The organism is Bhargavaea sp. GQ12, from assembly GCF_059758705.1.
The window spans coordinates 1-19,683 of the sequence record NZ_JCAXEU010000020.1 but is presented as its reverse complement, the minus strand read 5'-3'; the positions used below and the strand labels follow the sequence as shown (position 1 = coordinate 19,683).

The window sequence follows — 19,683 nt, the reverse complement described above, 5'->3', positions numbered from 1 at the left end:
CATTTCTCTCATTGTCCATTGAAAAAGAGAAAAACCCGTGACAGGTTTTTCTCTTTCTCTGCCTTTCGGCTGTCATTCATTCAGAAATTCAAGATGCGGCTGACCTTCAGGATCGGCCGAGACAAAAAGCCGGCGGCTAAATGCCTCATCTTCATCCGGATAATCTTCACGGTAGTGGGCGCCCCTGCTTTCCTTGCGTTCCAGCATCGCCAGCAGCAGGACTTGGGAAAGCTTTAGAAAATTCCGTGTTTTAAAAGCCAGCTGCCTTTTTTCCGGCCGGCTAAAGAGCAGCGGAAGGTCCACCACCTTCTCCAATCCACGGATTTCGTCCAGTGCACCGGACAATCCTTCTTCTGAGCGGACGACATTGGCATGGTACCAGAGGATTTCCCTGATTTTCTCAGTCACTGCCCTTGCCCGTTCCGCCGCAGCCTCCACATCCGCATCAGCAGCAGTCGGTTCACCGAACATCCCGGTCAGGCGATCAGCAGCGAGTTTTACATCTGCAATTCCGGGATCCACCCCGCCGATATAATCAGAACAGTGTTCCGCAGCCCGCTTCCCGAACACCATGCAGGCGCCCGTTGAGTTTCCGCCGAGCCGGTTCGCCCCTTCGATGTTGCACGAAAGCTCGCCGATCACATACAGGCCATCCACGCCAGTCCGTCCGTGCGGGTCGATAAAGACTCCGCCATTGCTTGCATGGGCAAACGGGGCGATGCGGATTTCATCTTCCGCCAAGTTGACGTTGCGTTCTTTTAGCCAGTTCAGGTAGACGGTATAGAATTCTTCCTGATTCTCATAAATGGCCGGGTCGAACTGCAGCCGGAACCCGTCCTCGTTCCCGGTTTCGGTGATGCGCTTCATCATGGCGATATCGAAGTACCTGGACTCCAGAGAATGCGTGAACGGTCCGTGGGTGCTCCGGATCTCCAAGCATTCCCTGAGGCTGAGCCCTTCCGGAAGCATCGGCCTGAGAAGGCTTTCTCCTTCACCATCCACGATGTCCTTGCAATACATGAGGGTGTGCTCGCCGAACAGTGTCTTATATTTCGGCGAAGTGATGCCGGGGATAAACTGGATAAATTCCATGTTCACCAGGCGGGCCCCTGCCTCAAGTGCAAGGACATGCCCCGAGCCGTCCACATCATTCGGGTTCAGGTTGTGCTTGTAGATCGAACCGAACCCGCCGGTCGCAACGATTGCAGCCTTGCACCGAACAAGGACGAGCTCGTGATTTTCATCAAGGAGCACAGCCCCTGTCACCCGGCCGCCTTCCTTGATCAGCGTCAGGATGACCGTCTTTTCCATTATGGAGAGTGTGTCATAGCGTGCGAAGATTTCGTTGACTTTCCGTCGGATGCGGTCCCAGTCACTCAGCAGGTAGATTCTTCGGGCGTTCGGTGCGAAGCAGGCCTTCCGCTCTCCCTCCAGCTTTTTCGCGTCGACCCCGATGTCCCAGTATTCCTTGACCCGCTCCGGGATTTCGCGGACGTATACTTCTGCGAGGTCCTGCCTGTGCATGCCCCGGCTCATTTCTTCGATGTCTTTCAGAAACGTCTGCTCGTCTTCCTGGTCCTTTGTCACCTGGGTGCCAAGGGAGGCTTTCAGCGGATAGAAACTGGACCCTGACGCGATTTTCATCTTCGTCACCAAGAGTACCCGGTGTCCGAGATCCGAAAGCTCCTTAGCCGCCTTGATGCCGGCCAGGCCGCTTCCCGCGACAAGCACATCCGTTTCGACCGTTTTGTTGATCTCCATCCTGCTCACCTTCCCTTCAGCATTCCGTATGAATCAGTTGACTGTTTTATCGTAGAAAGTCAGCTCTCCATCTTCAGCTTTGCTTTTGCCTTTAAACAGCAGGCTGAAGCCGTAGCCGAAGATCAGCGAGGCGATCAGGTTGATGATCGAATACGCCCAGAGAGTGATGTCCGTAAAGTACGAGATGTAGACGGCCAGTACCGTTGTTGCAATAAAACCAAGAAGCGCACCTTTTGCATTAGCTTTCTTCGTCATGACGCCGAGCGTGAACGTACCGCCGATGATTCCTAGCGCGAGGCCCATCAGGCCGTTGAACCATTCGTAAGCCGAGCTGACATCCGAGTAGGCAAGAACGATGGCGAATGCAATCGAGAAGACACCGACAAGCGCCGAGACGACACGTGCGATCTTCGTGCTTGCTTCATCGCTCATGCCCGGCTTGAAGACGTTCTGGATATCGAGCGTCCAGCTGGTCGCGACACTGTTCAGACCGGTCGACAGCGTCGACTGTCCTGCTGCGAACAGGCCGGCGATGAGAAGTCCGGAAATCCCGACTGGCAGTTCACTGACGATATAGTTGGCAAAGATCAGGTCACCCTTGCCTTCAGGCATAGCGCCTCCCTGCTGTGTGTAGAACGTGTAGAGTGCTGTCCCGATAAAGAAGAACAGCGTGGCCGTACCGAGGGACAGGATCCCGTTCATATACGTCATCTTGTTCATTTCTTTCGGGTTATCCGTCGTCAGATAGCGCTGGACCATATCCTGGCTCGAGATGTATGAGAACGCGGTTGACAGACCTGCACCGAAGATCAGAAGCAGGATGCTGTTGTTGACGAAATTCGGATCAAACAGCGGCATGTCCGTGAAGAACTTGCCGTTCTCGGTGCCGGTTTTAAACACCTCTCCCATCCCGCCGTCAATCGAGAACAGCAGGAAGATCAGGGCGAAAATACCGCCGCCGATCAGGACAACCCCCTGGATAAAGTCGGTCCAGAGTACGGACTTGATCCCTCCGAACGCGGAGTAGATCGTCGCAATGACACCCATGAACAGGATGATCAGGACGGTATTGATGCCGGTGACCGCGCTCAGCGCGATGGCCGGCAGGTACATGATGATCGACATCCGGCCGATCTGATAGACGATGAAGAGCACGCTGCCGATCATCCGCATCTTCACATCAAACCGGCGCTCCAGATACTCATATGCCGTGTCGAGGTTCAGCTTCCGGTAGACAGGCAGGAAGAAATAGATCGCGATGGGCACGGCGATGAACAGGCCGAGCTGCGCGAACCACAGTTCCCAGGAACCGAGATACGAGTTTCCTGCAAGAGACAGAAATGAAATCGGGCTGAGCAATGTAGCAAACAAACTGACGGATGTGACCCACCAAGGGATCGATCCGTCCCCCTTAAAAAACTCTTTCCCCCGCATTTCTTTTTTCGCGACGGCAATCCCCACATAAAGGATGAACAGCAGGTAAGCGAACAGAATTACATAGTCAATGACTGCAAATTTTGCATCCATAACCTTTCCCCCTTAGCCGATCAGCAGTATTTCGCTGCCATCGCTTTCGCGTTTTCGACTTTGTCTTCTGTCAGGCGCTTCATCGGCTTTCTGCAGTAGCCTGCGTCTACGCCTTGGGCTTTCAGGATTTCTTTGATGGTCTGGTAGAGGCCGTTCGCAAGAATTTCTGCGATCAGATCGTTCGTCACTTTCTGGACTTCACGGGCTTCATCGATCCGGCTTTCCTTGGCAAGCGCGTAAATCTGCTTGGCACGCTGTCCGTTGACGTTGAATGTGCTGCCGATTGCGCCGTCCACATTGAGAACCGCGGCAGAAAGCAACATTTCGTCAAAACCGGAATAGATCAGCTTATCCGGGAATGCGTGGCGGATCCGCTCCAGAAGGAAGAAGTCCGGTGCCGTGAACTTTACGCCGATGACTTTTTCGTTCTCAAACAGTTCCGCGAATTGCTCGAGATTCATGCTGACGCCTGTCAGAGCAGGAATCGAATAGATGATCATCTTGTTGTCGACGTTCTCAAGGATCGTGTTGTAGTAGTCCTTGACCTCTTCAAAGTCAAAGCGGTAGTAAAAAGGAGTGACCGCGGACAAGGCATCGTAGCCGAGATCCGTTGCGAATTGGGCAAGCTCGACCGCTTCGTCGATATCAAGGGCACCGACCTGCGCGATGAGTTTGACCTCGTCCTTGACTTCATCCTTGACGATCTCAAAAACTTTCTTTTTCTGGTCCGCGGACATCAGGAAGTTCTCCCCCGAGCTGCCGTTCACATAGAGGCCGTCCACTTTTTGCACATCGATATTGTGGCGCACGATTTCGCGCAGCCCTTTTTCATTTACCTTGCCGTTTTCGTCAAACGAGCAGATCAGTGCCGTATAAATTCCGTTCATATTCTCACCTTCCGTTTTGTGTATTGGTCTTAGCTTTAGGAACGGCCGTCCATGGCGTCCGCAAACTTTTTCGTGATCAGTTGCGGGCGGGTGATTGCCCCGCCCACTACCACCGCATGCGCCCCGATTTGGAGCGCCTTCCGTGCTTTTTCCGGTGTATCGATATTGCCTTCCGCGATGACGGGAACCGACACGCGGGAGACGACTTCCTCCAATGCCTCAAGCGGCACATGACCTTCCGTGTATGGGGTGTAGCCGACGAGTGTCGTCGCGACGATATCGACACCTGCCCGTTCCGCCTCGACCGCTTCATCGGCGCTTGAACAATCTGCCATGAACAGCTGATCCGGGAAGCGGGCTTTAACTTCCGAGAAAAACTCCCCGAACGTCTTTCCGTCCGGACGCGTCCTTCCGGTTGCGTCAAAAGCGATGACGCCCACACCTTCTTCATGCAGTTCTGCGACTTCACTGATGGTCGGCGTGATAAACACCGGATGATCGCCGTAATTTTTCTTGATGATGCCGATCAGCGGCAGATCCACTTCCTTCTTGATCGCCCGGATATCCTTGACCGTATTGGTCCGGATGCCCGCAGCGCCGCCGACTTTGGCCGCCAATGCCATCTTGCCCATGATATAGGGATCATGGAGCGGCTCGTCCTCGAGCGCCTGGCAAGAGACGATCAGCCGCCCCTTCAGCCTATCCAAAATTTCCATCATGACTCTCCACCTTCATCCTGGCCACATTGAGGCCGCCTGATTGCGAATTAGGCGACCAATAGTAAACGATTTCACGAGAAAAATATATCACTTTTGATAACTAATTGTCAAAGTTATTTATATAAATGACAACGAACAATCAAACCAGCATGTCAGATATCTAAGCAGTTTCCGCTCAGGTTAACCGAACAAGTTTCTCCTTCCACTACTTTAGACCCCTTCACGGAGGTTCTATTTACCCAAAATTTCAATGCACCCTCAAGTTGTATGATTCCAAACGAATAGTTTAATAGAATCAAAAATCCGAACTTTGGCAAAAGCCATTGTCATGCCATTTTGCCCCCGGCATGATAAGCAGGAAGGGAGGAAAACGGACTAAAGTAGGAAACAGAGTAAAGTCTCTGTAAATTTCGTTAAATTCTCTTTCAATCTATTGAAACGGTTCTGATTCTCCCCCACGATTCATAATGGACTTCATACAAAAAGGAGCGATACCCATATGGACCAAAAGCGTTGGCGCAGGCCATTGAATGGCCTGCTGTCCGCAAGCCTGATGCTGAGCCTGATGGTTCCGGCGATCCCGGCAACCGCAAATGCGGAAACTGCGACAGAAGACCTGCTGATCTCGGAATACATTGAAGGCAGCAGCTTCAATAAGGCACTGGAGCTCTATAACGGCACCGGAGCAGAAGTGGACCTCGGAGCCTATAGCCTCGAACTGTATGCAAACGGTTCCTCTTCACCAAGCAATTCCCTCAAACTCTCTGGCACACTCGCGGCGGGCGAAACCTATGTCCTGGCTCATAACCAGGCAGTTCCGGACATCCTCGGCAAGGCCGATCTTCTGAACCAGACCGTCATCAACTTTAACGGTGACGATGCGGTTGTTCTGAAAAAAGACGGGCAGGCAGTTGATTCAATTGGCCGGGTTGGCGAGCGTCTGGAGTTCGGTAAGGACCTGACACTTGTACGGAAAGCGGCTGTATCAGCCGGGGATAAGGTCATTGATGACCCATTCGACCGGACAACTGAATGGGATGAGTTCGGAAAAGATGATTTCTCAAACCTCGGCAGCCACCTTCAGGAAGGCGGACCATCTGATCCCGAAGAACCGATTGACACCATCTCCATCGCGGATGCCCGTGCCCTCCCTCTCGGCGAGACCGTCACTATTAAAGGTGTGGTCGCAGCAAACCTGAAAAACACGATCTCCGTCCAGGACGAAACAGGCGGCATCGCGGTCCGCCCGACTTCCCTCGGGCTTGAAGCCGGAGAAGAAGTGACCCTCACCGGGACACTCGCAGACTACCGCGGCCTTCTCCAGCTGGACAGCGCGACTGTAGTCAACCGTGCGGACGCGGAAGCACCTGCGGCAAAATCCGTCACGGGCGACCAGATTGGAGAAGCGCTTGAGTCACAGCTGGTCACCGTAAGCGGCGTGACGCTCGGCGACATGTCCGGCGGCAGCTCTTGGGCAAACTTCACCGCAACCGACGGCAACGGAGAGTTCATCGTCCGTGATGAAACCAACCAGCTCGGCCTTGAAGAAGGCATGGCCTATGAGTCGGTCACCGGCATTGTCCAGCAGTTCGATGATGCCTATCAGATTATCCCGCGCGGCGCCGAAGACATCGTTGCTGACAGCACGATCCTCCGTCCTGCATCGGCTACTCCGGGTTCCGGCACATACGTCGGTCCTCAGGAAGTGACCCTCACGACGACAACGGCGGGTGCCGATATCCTTTACACGGTGGATGGCTCCGATCCGGCTGAAAACGGCACGGTCTATGAAGGCCCGGTGACCATCAGTGAAGACACTGTCCTGAAGACTGTGGTCCGGAATGCGGACGGCGAGTTCAGCGAAATGTCCATTTATGAGTACACGATCACCGAAGCACTCCGTATCCATGACATCCAGGGCGCCGACCACTTCTCATCATTTGACAGCCAGCGGGTCGAAGGTGTGGAAGGGATTGTCACGTACCACTACGAGCTAAACGGAGCGCATTATTACCACGTCCAGACACCGGACGAGCTTGCGGATGAAGACCCGCATACATCCGAAGCGATTACACTCTACGCAGGAAGTAAAGGCTGGCCGGTCCAGGTCGGCGATTTGGTCTCCGTCTCCGGTGAAGTAAGCGAGTATGCGATCGACGGCTACTCCGACCGCCATGATTCCGACCTCCCGATTACTCAGATTAACGTGCGCGATGACCGTGGCGGACAGGTGACCGTGCTCGAACGCGGCCTCGACCTACCGGAACCGGTCGTGATCGACGAGTCGAACCTTCCGACCGAGACCGTCGACGATGATCAGCTCACCGTCTTCGATCCGGAGTCCGATGCGATTGACTTCTGGGAAAGCCTTGAAGGTATGCGCGTGACGGTCGGTGACGTCCGTGCAGTCGGTCCTCAGGAACACGGCGACCTCGTCACCGTACTTGAGAACTGGCCTGAGGAAACGATTCACGGGGGCATCCTTTACAAAGAAGGCGACCAGAACGCGGAGCGTATCCAATTCCGCCTCGAGCCGAACGACTCCGCGCGTGACTTTGAAGTCGCGACAGGCGACCGGTTCGAAGGCCCGAACACCGGCGTCGTCGGCTATTCGTTCCAGAACTACAAGATCTTCGCTTCCCTCGACGACATGCAGGCGAACCATGTGGAAGGCGATACCTCGCCGGAGCAGACGACAATCGTCAAAGACGAGGACAAGCTGACGATCGCTTCCTATAACCTTGAGAACTTCTCGAACAACACGAAGTCCACGTCCGATGATAAGGCCCGCAAGCTTGCCCGCGCATTTGCGGTGGACATGCAGAGCCCGGATATTGTCGGCGTGACTGAAGTCCAGGACAATAACGGCCAGGATGCGGGCGACTCCGATGCATCCGAGTCGTACCAGCGGCTGATTGACACCATCGTCGAAGCGGGCGGTGTCCGCTATGAATACGCCAACATCAACCCGGTCAACAACGAGGATGGCGGAGCGCCAAACGCGAACATCCGCGTCGCCTTCCTCTACAACCCGGAACGCGTCTCGCTTACGGACGGCATTCCTCACGGTGATGCGACAACCGCTGTCGGTTACGAAGACGGCAAGCTTACCCTGAACCCGGGCCGCATCGCACCGAACGACCCGGCATTTGAAGACAGCCGCAAGCCGCTTGCCGCACAGTTCGACTTCCAGGGCGAAAGCGTCGTTGTGATTGCGAACCACTGGAACTCCAAGAGCGGTGACACGCCGATCTTTGGAAAAATCCAGCCGCCGGTCCTCGGCAGTGAAGCACAGCGCATCGAAATCGCCAAGCTCGTCAACGGTTTCGTTGAAGACGTCAAAGCGGACAATCCGGAAGCGAATGTAGTTGCGGTCGGTGACTTTAACGACTACCAGTTCGCGGAACCGCTCAAGATCCTTGAAGGCGACATCATGACGAATATGATCAACCATGTCGATGCGCCTGACCGCTACACGTACATTTACCAGGGCAACTCGCAGGTGCTTGACCACATCGTCGTCTCGAACAATCTAGTCGAAGACACGGAAATTGACATCCTGCACATCAACGCCGACTTCACCGACATGGCTGGCCGCGCGAGTGACCACGACCCGCTCATGGTTCAGCTCGACCTCGTCAAAGGCATGGAATTCGAGCCGATTGAGCCGAAAGACCATTATGTCTTCGACAAGCCGGACAAAAAGAAAGTAACGATCGGCAAGCAGAGCGTCTCCGTCACGATCAATGAACGCGGCGTCATCCCGAACGGCCTCCACCTGAATGGCCGCTACGCCGAACTCCATGGTGAAGGCTTCAAGAATCAGACCGTTTATGTAAAGCCGAAAAAAGACGGTACGATCATCGATGCCAAGGGCACTGAAGTGAAGGAACTGATCATCGAAGGCACGAAGCCGCTTGAAATCCGCGGCGGCGAAAACATCCAATCGATCAAGTTTGAGAAAAAAGCATCTCCGGAACTTTTGACTCTCTATGATTCCAAAGGCCGGCTGATCGGCCTTCCCGGTGAGGAAAAGCCTGCACCGGAAACAAATAAGGCACCTGAAGTCTCCTCCCCTATTGAAGACCGGAGCGTGACTGAAGGAGAGACGGTCACCATTGACCTCACTGGACACTTTACAGATCCTGACGGCGATCCTCTCTCCTACTCGGCAACCAAAGGCACCGTCTCCGGCAGCACACTGACACTTAATCTCGAAGCCGGCACGCACCTCATTGCCGTTACGGCAACAGATGGCAAGAAAAGCGCAACTGCCCGCTTCAGCGTGACAGTCGAAGAGGCTGAGCAGCCTGTTATCCCGGAGGAGCCGGTTAATCCTGACGGTTATTACAACGGAACCGAAGACCTGGAAGGCGAAGCCCTGAAAGCAACCCTCCATGACATCATCTCGGAGCAGGAAGTGCTGACCTATAAACAGGTCTGGCATGCACTACGCCTGACGGATGAGGATCCGGACAACCCGGACAACGTCATCCTGTTCTACTCACAACAGTCCCGCTCCAAGGACCGAAACGGCGGACAGGTCGGTGACTGGAACCGCGAGCACGTCTGGGCCAAGTCACACGGCGACTTCGGCACATCGATGGGACCCGGCACGGACATCCATCACCTCCGACCGACAGACGTCCAAGTAAACAGCTCTCGCAGCAACCTAGACTTCGACTACGGCGGCAACCCGGTCAACAACTGCAGCGGATGCCTGCGCGACGGCGATTCCTTCGAAGCGCCGGATGAAGTCAAAGGCGATGTTGCCCGGATGCTCTTCTACATGGCAACCCGCTATGAGGAAGGCAACCGTGTGGACCTCGAACTCAACGAGCGGGTAAATAACGGCAGTGCCCCGTACCACGGCAAGCTGTCCGTTCTCCTGGAATGGCATGAGATGGATCCGGTCAGCGAATTTGAGCAAAACAGGAACAATGTCATTTTCGAGATCCAGGGCAACCGCAACCCGTTCATCGACAAACCGGAATGGGCGGAGTCGATCTTCGGCAGCGGTGCGGAAAATCAAGCAGATCCAGCAGCATAAGCAAATCAAAAGAAGGCCCGGCATTGAGCCGGGCCTTCTTAAATTAAATACAGGGAGGCCGCCGTCAGCCGGTGCCTCCCTGTTATCGTACGATGGAATCTTATGATACTGTTTCGCTGCTGACCCTTGCGCCACCCGCGACTTTCCTCACCCAGTAGATGATCACCGCGGCGATGAGAACAAGGCCGAGATAACCCGTGATCGGATAAAGCGTGCCGACCAGGCTGACAAAACCGACAAAGCTGAGGGCAAAGCCTCCGATCCCGAACAGGACAACCAGGACTTTGAATCGCTTTGTGCCGGCCTCCGATACCCGTGCAGTAAAGGAATACAGCATACCGACAGCCGTATTGTAGATCATGCAGAGCAACACAACTGCCATAATATTGGCAAGAACCGGCGATATCTCAGCTGCAAGCGCCAATGTCGGCATTGCTGCACCGCTAACTGCATCCAGTTTGGTCAGCATGGCGAGGTTGACGAGCAGAATCAGAACACCTAACAGTCCTCCGCCGATTGCGCCTCCGATCGCCGCCGTCTTGCGGTCTTTGACCGTTCCGCCCATGACCGCAAGCATCGAAGCACTGCACGCGATGTTAAACGATACATAGAGGAAAGCACTGAGCAGCCAGTGAGGAGCCGCCGCATCCTGTTCCTGTGCAAGACGCGCAATCTCCGCACTCGAGATGTCAGCCGTTAATACCGAATAGCCTGCCAGGATAATGATTAGGGCCACCAGGAACGGCGTGATGGCACCGATCACCGTGATGATCTTCTGGACGTTCATCAAAACGGTCACCATGGTGGCCACGACCATGAACAAACTGCCGACAACGGCAGGAATTCCGAACTGCTCTTCAAAAAGCGACCCTGCGCCGGCATACATGATAACGGCAACACCGAACAGGAAGAATGTGATGACCGCATCCACGAACATCCCGATCGGCTTCCCGCAGATTTTATAAATAATTTCTTTATGGGACTTCGACTTTAATGAACTTCCGATACTGGCCAGGTTCATTCCTATAAAAGCAAACACTGCCATGGCGGCGATTGCGCCGGCAATCCCCCATAATCCGAAACTCGTGAAAAATTGCAGGATTTCCTGTCCCGAGGCGAATCCTGCCCCGACAACCACCCCTGCAAACGCAGCCCCTAACCGGATACTTTCTTTCAACTTCCATCCCCTCCGTTTTCGGGAAGGTTCAACTGCCGCAGCAACAACCTGTTCCCAGATGTATGTCTCTGTTGAGAATTCTTTGGTCGAAACCACCAGTAAGCGTTTTCAATATACCTTCTACGATAACGTGAATCCTTACATAGTTCAAGCAAGATTTAAAGAATTCTGTCGAATGCCCCTGGAGATTGCACCATTTGGAGATCGGAATATTCCGTCACCTGGAGGGTGAGAAAAGCGGTGCCCGAGAGCACCGTTCCCCTATTTACGCTCACCGATTTGACTGTGCATTCTCCGTCCGGAAAACTTCTTCCCCGACTGTATACTTCCGGATTTTTTCAAGATCCGGCTCATAGCCGATACCGTATCCGGAAGGGACTGTGATCTCTCCATCCACGGCAACGACTTCCGGTGTGATGATATCTTCTTCCCAGTACCGGTCCGACCCGGCCGTGTCCCCCGGCAGCGTGAAGCCCGGCAGTGTGGTCAATGCGACATTGTGCGCGCGTCCGATTCCCGCTTCCAGCATCCCTCCGCACCAGAGTGCGATGCCTTTTCCGACACAATAATCATGGATCTTCCTGGCTTCGGTCAGTCCTCCGACGCGGCCGATTTTCACGTTGATGATCCGGCAGCTGCCGAGTTCGACCGCCTTGCGCGCATCTTCGAGCGAGTGGATGCTTTCATCCAGGCAGACCGGCGTTTCGAGTTCTTCCTGCAGTTTCGCGTGATCGATGATGTCGTCATGCGCAAGCGGCTGCTCAACCATCATGAGATCGAAGTCATCCAGCATCTTCAGCAGCTCGATATCTTCAAGAGTGTAGGCGGAGTTGGCATCCGCCATGAGCGGCACGTCCGGGAATGCTTCCCGGACCGCACGGATGATTTCGATATCGGTGCCCGGCTTGATCTTCATCTTGATGCGCTTGTAGCCCTGTTCGATAAAGCCGCGGACCGTCTCGACCATCTGCTCCTTGCTGTCCTGGATTCCGATCGAGATGCCTACGTCGATCTTCTCCTTATTCCCGCCGAGCGCTTCTGCGAGGGTCTGCTTGTTCCGTTTTGCATACAGGTCCCAGACAGCCCCCTCAATGGCCGCCTTTGCCATATTGTTCCTGCGGATTGGCGCGAAGAGTTCATTCACCTCATCGGGATGATTGATTTCTTTCTCAAGCAAAAGCGGCACGAGGATGTCACGGATCACATGAGCGTTCGTCTCCACTGTCTCTTCTGCATACCAGGGGTAGGTAAATGCGACCGACTCCCCCCAACCGGAATTCCCTTCCTCATCAATCGCCTCGATCAGGAGGAACGGCTTGTCCTGCATCGTCCCGAAACTGGTTGTAAACGGATGTTTCATGCGCATCTCCATGCGGCGCAATCGAATCTCTTTGATGATCAACTATCCCATCTCCCTTTTCGTGAATTAAAGCGGTACATGCTCATTTCTGATCAGTACATATTCATTTAAGCGTCCGTCTTTTCTCCGGACGTCCGCGAGCACATATCCCTTTTTGAAAGCTTCCGTGAAAATCTGCCTCGTCTTTAAGCGCCAGTCAATGGCCAGCGTCATGTCTTCCTTGCGCATTGCCTGAAAATCGGCCGGGACCGGAACGATGATTGCCTCAGCTTCCGGCACCTTCTCCGGCTGATCCAGTACCGGCTGGCCTGATTGGCTCGCCGACACTGTATACGGATGGGCCTCATCCAGCTCCGCTTGGCGTATTCCGTCGGTCACACGCGGGCTGTCGATCCACCAGTCCAGGCAGAAACGGTCCGTAGGAAGTCCCGCGTTCAGCGGATCCTTCATTTCGCCGTAGCAGTCCTCCCAGTACGTGCCGACCACACCACCGAGCTTCCGGATGTTCAGGTAGGCATTGCGGCTTTCCAACGGATCGAATGTCCATTGGATCAGGTCATAGCCGATCTCTTTCGCCAGTTTTGCCTGGTGCCGTTTCATGGCCGCGCCTAGGCCCGAATGCCGGTATTCCGGAAGGAGCGCCAGCATATGCGAGCACAGGTACGGCCTTTTTCCGTCAAAGCCCGCAAAACTATATTGGAAACCGACTGCCCGGTCCCCGATAAAGGCGCCGATCAGCAGGCCGCCGTTTTTCATGGCTGTCAGGAACTGCTGCGGTGGTGTCGCACTTCCCCACACAGCCCGCTCCAGTTCCGTCGCCTGGTGGGTTTCCCCTTTTTCAAATGACCGGATTACCGGCTGTTCCATATTTTTCACTCCCCGGCGTGTCAGATGCCCTCTACATAATAAAACCCGTTATCAATCGCCCGTGCAGCTTCCTGCCGTTTTTTTACCGTTGCCGGATCCTTTACGCATAGCGCAGCCACAAGCGAATTTAAAAATGAAAAAAGTGGTGCTGCTTTGTCAACCGTGTTTGAACCCGACTCCATGGAAAACAATACGTCGCAGCAGCCAGAGACCGGCGCCGAAAGGGAATCGCTGATGCCGATCACAAAGGCCCCCCTCTTTTTTGCCAGATCCGCAATTTCCAGTGTTTCCTTCAGATAACGATGGAAGCTGAAAACGATCACAACGGAGCGGCTGTCCATTTTCACCATTGCCAAGGCCGGATCCTCCGCCTGCGGATGCATGACATCGACACCGTCCCGTACAAATCTCAGCATAAGTGACAGCCAGGCGGCAGCAGGATAGGAAGCCCGCAGGCCCAGCACCGATACATTTCCGGCTGTAAGGATCTCCCGCACGGCCCGGTCGAACTGAACCGGGTCAATATTTCTCGCAGTCTCGGCGATTGCGCGCTGGTCACGTTCCATGACCTTCTCAAAAATCCGGCTGTCCTCACCGATTGTCAGCTTGTCGTCCTGGTAATCCGTGAAGCTGCTTTCCGGTGTATAAAGTTCCTCACGGATCGCCTTCTGCAGCGCCGGATAGCCTGTAAACCCCATGTTATAGCTGAAGCGGATGACTGTCGACTCGCTCGTGCCGGTACGCTCCCCGAGCTCGGAGCCTGAGCATACCGCCACGTCATGCGGGCGCTCCATCACATATTCTGCTACTTTCCGCTGCCCCCGCGGAAGCTTCAGGATTTCCCGGTGGACCAATCCCTTCAACATCATCCCGCACACCCCATTCGACTGTATGTAATGACCCAAACATCAAGAAGCCCTCAAACGGGCAGGACATCTTTGATCCGGGCCTGCAAAATAGGCGCCGGCTATCTTTGAAGGAATTCCTGCATAAGTTTTCCATTAATGAAGGGAATCCTTCAATATGATTTTTACACTATCACGATTGGGAGAGAGGTGCAATATATTTCTGAATATTATCTTTCCTTCATGGTGATAGAGGGTTGAGTCGGGTTTTAAATGTAAAAAAGACAGGCTTTGCAGTGTCGGCTGCAAAGTCTGTCTGGTCGGGTGAAGTATTGGACTGTGTACTTTTGCGAAATCAACCTCCGGATTTCACTTCCTCCGCAATCTGCCTGATGAGCGAACGGTTCCGTTCTTTGAAGCGGTCATTGTGGGAAGAGACCATTCCCCGGTCGTGGGCTTCAGGCTCGATAAATGTTTTAGCACGGTTCACAGCATTGACCGCGTCCTGGAAGGCGCCGACAAGGAGATTAACCTTGCCTGTGTATGAAAGGCAGTCACCGGCGGCAAAAATTCCCGGGACAGTGGTGGCTGCATTTGCCCCGCCTTCGAAAAAGTGGCCGTCTTTGCGCAATGGTTCCGGTTCAAATGCCAGCTCGGAATCACGCTCATAACCGTGGCTGACGACGACATCATCCACTTCCACACGGGTAAGCGCGCCGGATTCCGTATCCATCAGTTCCACCAGTTCAATCCGGGTTTTCGCTGCATCTGATAGTAGCCGGTGGATCGTCACATTCAGCATGATGTCGGTGCCGTTGCTCCTGACCTTCTCCACCTGCGCCTCGTGCGCGCAGAAATTGTCCCTGCGGTGGACGAGAATCACTTTCGCCGCGATGCCGGACAGTTCTTCAGCCCAGTCGACCGCCGCATCTCCACCGCCCGAGATCAACACTGTCTTGCCGGTAAATGCTGCAAGCGACGGCATTGTGTAATGAAGATTGTCCATCTCCGCAACGGCAGCTCCCTGCAGCCGGAGCTTCTGGGGCGTGACGATGCCGCCGCCGTTCGCCATGATGATGGCCTTCGACAGATGAATACGGCCGAGATGGTCTTGGGCCTCAAACAGGCCCTTTCCATTTTTCCGGATGGCAGCGATCTTCGTCCCTGTCAGCACTTCCGGACCGAACGTCTTCCCCTGTTCGATCAGCTGCCTCCGGAACGTCTCCCCCTGCAACGGCGGCTGGCCACCCGCGTCCCAGATCATCTTCTCGCGGAACAGGCATACTTTTCCACCCAGTTCTTCCCTCGCCTCAATCAGTCTTACGTCCATGCCGCGGAGCCCTCCATAAAACGCCGAGTACAGCCCGGCCGGCCCTCCGCCGATAATCGTCACATCCCGGATCGGTTCTGCCATGTCGATTTCCTCCCTCTCCTGCTTCAGAAAACAGTTGACACCTTCATCGTTAGTCTATATCATCTGAAATTGAAAATCATTCTCATTGATAATCATTTTCATCGAGAATAACATGTTCTACTCCAAAAAGAAAGGAGAAACCCGATATGCAACTGCTCGCCGAACAGATCCAAGTCGGCTACGGAGATACCCCCATTGTCCATGGGATGGATATATCGTTTCCCCAGGGAAAGATCACGACCATCATCGGCTCGAACGGATGCGGCAAATCAACGCTCCTAAAGGCGATTACCCGCATCATCCCCCACCAGGACGGTTCGGTCCTGCTTGACGGCGCCAACATCCGCTCGATGGATACGAAAGCGCTGGCGAGGAAAATGGCGATCCTCCCACAGACGCAGGACAGCGCCAACGGCCTCCTGGTAGGAGAACTCGTCGCCTACGGCCGCTTCCCTTACCAGAAGGGATTCGGACGACTGAGCGCTGAAGACCGCCGCATGGTGGACTGGGCGCTGGAGGCGACCCGCATGGACGAATTCCGTGACCGGCCGGTGGATGCCCTGTCCGGCGGGCAGCGGCAACGGGCCTGGATCGCGATGGCCCTCGCGCAGGACACCGGGATCATCTTCCTGGATGAGCCGACCACCTACCTGGACATGGCCCACCAGCTTGAAGTCCTGGAACTTCTGCAGAAGCTGAACCGTGAAGAGGGCCGGACGATCGTCATGGTGCTTCATGACCTCAACCAGGCCGCACGTTTCTCCGATCATCTCATCGCCCTTTCGGCAGGACGGCTTATCAAAAGCGGACCGCCGGAAGAAGTGCTCGTCCCCGACGTGCTGAAAGATGTGTTCCGCATCGATGCAGTCATCGGAAAGGACCCGAGGACCGGGGCCCCCTTCTGCATGACCTATGATCTGATCAAATAAACGACCTTATCCGAAGGAGAATCCATATGAACAAGAAACTGCTCTTGATCCTCACCCTTTTCATGACACTTGCGCTTGCCGCATGCGGATCCACTGGTGACACCAAGGGAGAAGCGGAAGACAACGCTTCCTCCGACACCATCGTCTATGAATCCGAAACCGGGCCCGTCGAAGTCCCGGCAGATCCTCAGCGCGTCGTTGTGCTGTCATCCTACGCAGGCGACCTGATCAAGCTCGGTGTGCCGATTGTCGGCGTCGATTCCTGGTCGGCAGCCAACCCGAGTTTTGACGAGGCGCTGAAAGACGCCGAAGTCGTCTCCAACGAAGACATCGAAAAAATCATCGAACTGGAGCCGGATCTCATCATCGGCCTGAACAACATCCAGAACGCAGACAAACTGGAGAAGATCGCGCCGACCGTTCTCTTCACTTACGGCAAGAATGACTATCTCCAACAGCACATCGAAATTGCCAAAGTCGTCAACAAAGAGAAGGAAGCAACCGAGTGGGTTGAAGACTTCAAGCAACGCGCCGAAGACATTGGGACTCGTATCAAGGAAAAGATCGGCGAAGATGCTACGGTGACCGTCGCGGAAAACTTTGAGAAGCAGCTGTACCTGTTCGGCGACAACTGGGGTCGCGGCACTGAAATCCTCTACCAGGCAATGGGACTGAAGATGCCGAAGCAGGTCGAGGATGTCGCGCTTGAGCCGGGCTACTTCGCCATCTCGCAGGAAGTGCTCGGGGACTACGCAGGAGATTATCTGGTGTTGAGCCTGACGGAAGAGCAGGACACCTCGTTCATGGATGCTGCCTGGTTCAAGGAAATTCCGGCTGTGAAAAACGGCAATCTGATCGTTGCAGATGCACGGACTGCCTACTTCAACGATGCCATGACACTTGATGACCAGCTGGACTTTTTTGAACAGGAATTTCTCGGAAACGAATAACATCAGAAAAGCGGTCCATCCGGCCGGGTGAGGCCCGGTCTGCGGACCGCTTTTCCTTTGATTGAGGAAAGTGACTGACGATATGACCACCAAACGACTTGTTCCATTTCCGATACAGCTCGCGCTCGGTGTTCTGCTGGTGGCCGCATCCTTTGTTGCGGCACTGACGCTCGGAGCCGCGGATACCGGCATCCGTGATGTCTGGCAGGCCATCTCATCCGCGACCGGCGAACATGCCGCTATACTCCGCGAACTGCGTATTCCGCGCGTGGTGGCCGCCACCTTCACAGGAGCGGCGCTTGGCGTTGCCGGCGCGATCATGCAGGGCGTAACACGCAACCCGCTCGCTGACCCCGGCCTTCTCGGACTGACCTCAGGAGCGAACGCTGCGCTCGCCCTATCGCTGGCACTGATTCCCGGCATCCCCTATCTCGGAATCCTGGCAGCCTGCTTTATCGGTGCAGGCGTAGGCATGGTGCTCGTATTCGGCATCGGGGCATCCAGCAGGGGCGGCATGTCCGCGATGCGGCTTGTCGTCGCAGGTGCTGCGGTTTCCGCTTTTCTGCAGGCGATTGCGGACGGAACGGGGATCGTCTTCCAGATTTCCAAGGACGTCTCGCTCTGGACGGCAGGCGGTCTCATGGGCACGACTCCCAAGGCTCTCATCATCGTTCCGTTTATCGCAGTAGGCCTCATCGGTGCCATTGCCGTCAGCCGCCAGCTGACCATCCTCAGCCTGCAGGAAGACGTGGCAGCCGGCCTAGGCCAGCGGGTGTTCCTGATGAAAGCCATTATGATGGGCATCACCGCCCTTCTCGCAGGTGCGGCGGTCTCCCTTGTCGGCAACCTGGCGTTTGTCGGCCTCATCATCCCGCATATCGTGCGTACCTTCAGCGGCTCGGACTATACACGTATCGTCCCGATGAGCGCCCTTCTCGGCGCCGCGTTTATGGTGCTGGCCGATCTCGCCGGCCGGACCTTGAATGCACCATTCGAGACGCCGGTTGTCGCCATTACGGCACTGATCGGACTGCCGTTCTTCCTCATGATCGTCCGGAAAGGGGGGCTCCGCGATGCGTGAATCGAAACGGCGCAGGCCGCTCCGCCGGACACTTATCCTGGCCGGACTGTTCCTCATCGTGCTTATCGCCGCCCTGTCGGCAGGTGCATCAGGCGTGACTATCGACCGGCTCATCCCCGTCCTCACCGGAAACGGCACGTTCAAGGAATCGTTCATCCTGCTGGAAGTGCGGCTGCCGAGAGTGGCGGTGCTCGTACTTGCAGGGGTGGCGCTTGCGGTGTCCGGGTCAATCCTGCAGACGTTCGCGCGAAATGATTTGGCGGACCCGGGAATTATCGGGATCCATTCCGGGGCAGGATTCGCCATCACCGTGTTTTATCTTTTTGCCGGAGGCGATATCCCTTACTACGCCTATCTGCTTCCGGCCGTGGGATTTGCCGGAGCCATCGTGACTGCCGCACTCATCTATCTGTTCTCGACTGAAAAGGGACGCGGTCTCCGTCCGATGCGCCTTCTTCTTGTCGGAATCGGGTTTGCGTCCGCCCTGTCCGGCGGCATGATGCTCCTGATCTCCGGCGCCGAGCGCCAGGAGGCCGCCTTTGTCGCGGAGTGGCTCGCGGGAAGCGTCTGGGGCGCAGACTGGCCGTTTGTGCTCGCCCTTCTTCCATGGATCGTTCTGCTCGTCCCGTATGTCCTGTACCGGTCGAATACGCTAAATATCCTGGCGCTCAGCGAACCATCGGCGATCGGGCTCGGCCTTCGGCTGTCACGGAGCCGGATGATTTTGATCGCGATTGCTGTCGCCCTTGCCGCGGCTGCCGTCTCCGTCACCGGTTACATCGCCTTTATCGGGCTGATGGCTCCGCATATCGCCCGGGCCATCGCCGGACCGCACCACCAGCATTACCTTCCTGCGGCGATGCTGATCGGTGCAGGGCTCCTTGTCGCGGCTGATACGATCGGCCACTCGCTCCCGGCCTTCACGGTCCCCGCCGGCATCATCGCCGCCCTTATCGGTGCTCCGTACTTCCTTTATCTGATGAGGAAGAGTGGGTGACAGGAAACGTTGACGATCTTGAAACGTTGATTAAGTTTATTGAGACGTTGACGATTTACGATGAAATGTTGACTATCTTCGTTGAAACGTTGATTATCTTTACCTGAGCCCAAAATAAA

Annotated in this window: 14 protein-coding genes; 5 read left to right on the top strand and 9 right to left on the bottom strand. The window is 55.2% G+C overall.

Going from position 1 to position 19,683, the window contains the following annotated elements; all coding sequences use genetic code 11:
• Nucleotides 1–72 precede the first annotated feature (72 nt).
• The 4 genes from AC6CHQ_RS14270 to AC6CHQ_RS14255 are packed head-to-tail and all read right to left on the bottom strand — an operon-like array spanning nucleotide 73 to nucleotide 4,891.
• Nucleotides 73–1,761, bottom strand: coding sequence for an FAD-binding protein (locus AC6CHQ_RS14270; RefSeq protein ID WP_498081888.1), 1,689 nt, complete (start codon nucleotides 1,759–1,761; stop codon nucleotides 73–75).
• A 33-nt stretch (nucleotides 1,762–1,794) separates the two neighbouring features.
• Nucleotides 1,795–3,288: a sodium:solute symporter family protein gene (locus tag AC6CHQ_RS14265; RefSeq protein ID WP_251240000.1), complete on the bottom strand. Its 1,494-nt coding sequence runs from the start codon at nucleotides 3,286–3,288 to the stop codon at nucleotides 1,795–1,797.
• 20 nt (nucleotides 3,289–3,308) lie between these two features.
• Entirely contained in the window at nucleotides 3,309–4,175 is an 867-nt protein-coding gene (locus tag AC6CHQ_RS14260; protein ID WP_092049736.1) for an N-acetylneuraminate lyase, read from the bottom strand.
• 35 nt (nucleotides 4,176–4,210) lie between these two features.
• A complete protein-coding gene (locus tag AC6CHQ_RS14255; protein ID WP_218143871.1) occupies nucleotides 4,211–4,891 on the bottom strand; it encodes an N-acetylmannosamine-6-phosphate 2-epimerase in 681 nt (226 codons plus the stop codon).
• 502 nt (nucleotides 4,892–5,393) lie between these two features.
• Between AC6CHQ_RS14255 and AC6CHQ_RS14250 the strand changes: the two genes are divergently transcribed.
• On the top strand, nucleotides 5,394–9,944 hold the full coding sequence (locus AC6CHQ_RS14250) for an endonuclease (protein WP_498081887.1): 4,551 nt from the start codon (nucleotides 5,394–5,396) through the stop codon (nucleotides 9,942–9,944).
• A 100-nt stretch (nucleotides 9,945–10,044) separates the two neighbouring features.
• Here AC6CHQ_RS14250 and AC6CHQ_RS14245 read toward each other — a convergent pair whose 3' ends face one another.
• From AC6CHQ_RS14245 to AC6CHQ_RS14225, 5 genes are all read right to left on the bottom strand, one after another.
• Nucleotides 10,045–11,121: a YkvI family membrane protein gene (locus AC6CHQ_RS14245; protein ID WP_424236784.1), complete on the bottom strand. Its 1,077-nt coding sequence runs from the start codon at nucleotides 11,119–11,121 to the stop codon at nucleotides 10,045–10,047.
• Nucleotides 11,122–11,392: 271 nt separating this feature from the next.
• Nucleotides 11,393–12,523 carry an o-succinylbenzoate synthase gene (gene menC, locus AC6CHQ_RS14240; protein WP_498081886.1) on the bottom strand — a complete coding sequence of 377 codons (1,131 nt, stop codon included), beginning with the start codon at nucleotides 12,521–12,523 and terminating at the stop codon, nucleotides 11,393–11,395.
• Nucleotides 12,524–12,547: 24 nt separating this feature from the next.
• Nucleotides 12,548–13,348, bottom strand: a complete 801-nt coding sequence (locus tag AC6CHQ_RS14235; protein WP_498081885.1) for a GNAT family N-acetyltransferase — start codon at nucleotides 13,346–13,348, stop codon at nucleotides 12,548–12,550.
• Between the two features lie 20 nt (nucleotides 13,349–13,368).
• Nucleotides 13,369–14,214, bottom strand: coding sequence for a MurR/RpiR family transcriptional regulator (locus AC6CHQ_RS14230; protein ID WP_498081884.1), 846 nt, complete (start codon nucleotides 14,212–14,214; stop codon nucleotides 13,369–13,371).
• A 334-nt stretch (nucleotides 14,215–14,548) separates the two neighbouring features.
• Nucleotides 14,549–15,607 (bottom strand): NAD(P)/FAD-dependent oxidoreductase, encoded by a 1,059-nt coding sequence (locus tag AC6CHQ_RS14225; protein WP_498081883.1) that lies wholly within the window; start codon nucleotides 15,605–15,607, stop codon nucleotides 14,549–14,551.
• 146 nt (nucleotides 15,608–15,753) lie between these two features.
• On the opposite strand from AC6CHQ_RS14225, the gene AC6CHQ_RS14220 reads away from it, so the two are divergent.
• The 4 genes from AC6CHQ_RS14220 (at nucleotide 15,754) to AC6CHQ_RS14205 (ending at nucleotide 19,564) form a co-directional block, all read left to right on the top strand.
• Complete coding sequence (locus tag AC6CHQ_RS14220) at nucleotides 15,754–16,536, top strand: ABC transporter ATP-binding protein (RefSeq protein WP_498081882.1); 783 nt, start codon at nucleotides 15,754–15,756, stop codon at nucleotides 16,534–16,536.
• A gap of 26 nt (nucleotides 16,537–16,562) precedes the next feature.
• A complete protein-coding gene (locus tag AC6CHQ_RS14215) occupies nucleotides 16,563–17,486 on the top strand; it encodes an iron-hydroxamate ABC transporter substrate-binding protein (RefSeq protein ID WP_498081881.1) in 924 nt (307 codons plus the stop codon).
• A gap of 82 nt (nucleotides 17,487–17,568) precedes the next feature.
• On the top strand, nucleotides 17,569–18,567 hold the full coding sequence (locus AC6CHQ_RS14210) for a FecCD family ABC transporter permease (protein ID WP_424236790.1): 999 nt from the start codon (nucleotides 17,569–17,571) through the stop codon (nucleotides 18,565–18,567).
• Nucleotides 18,560–19,564 carry a FecCD family ABC transporter permease gene (locus AC6CHQ_RS14205; protein ID WP_498081880.1) on the top strand — a complete coding sequence of 335 codons (1,005 nt, stop codon included), beginning with the start codon at nucleotides 18,560–18,562 and terminating at the stop codon, nucleotides 19,562–19,564. Before AC6CHQ_RS14210 ends, AC6CHQ_RS14205 begins: the two co-directional genes overlap by 8 nt.
• Nucleotides 19,565–19,683: the final 119 nt, after the last annotated feature.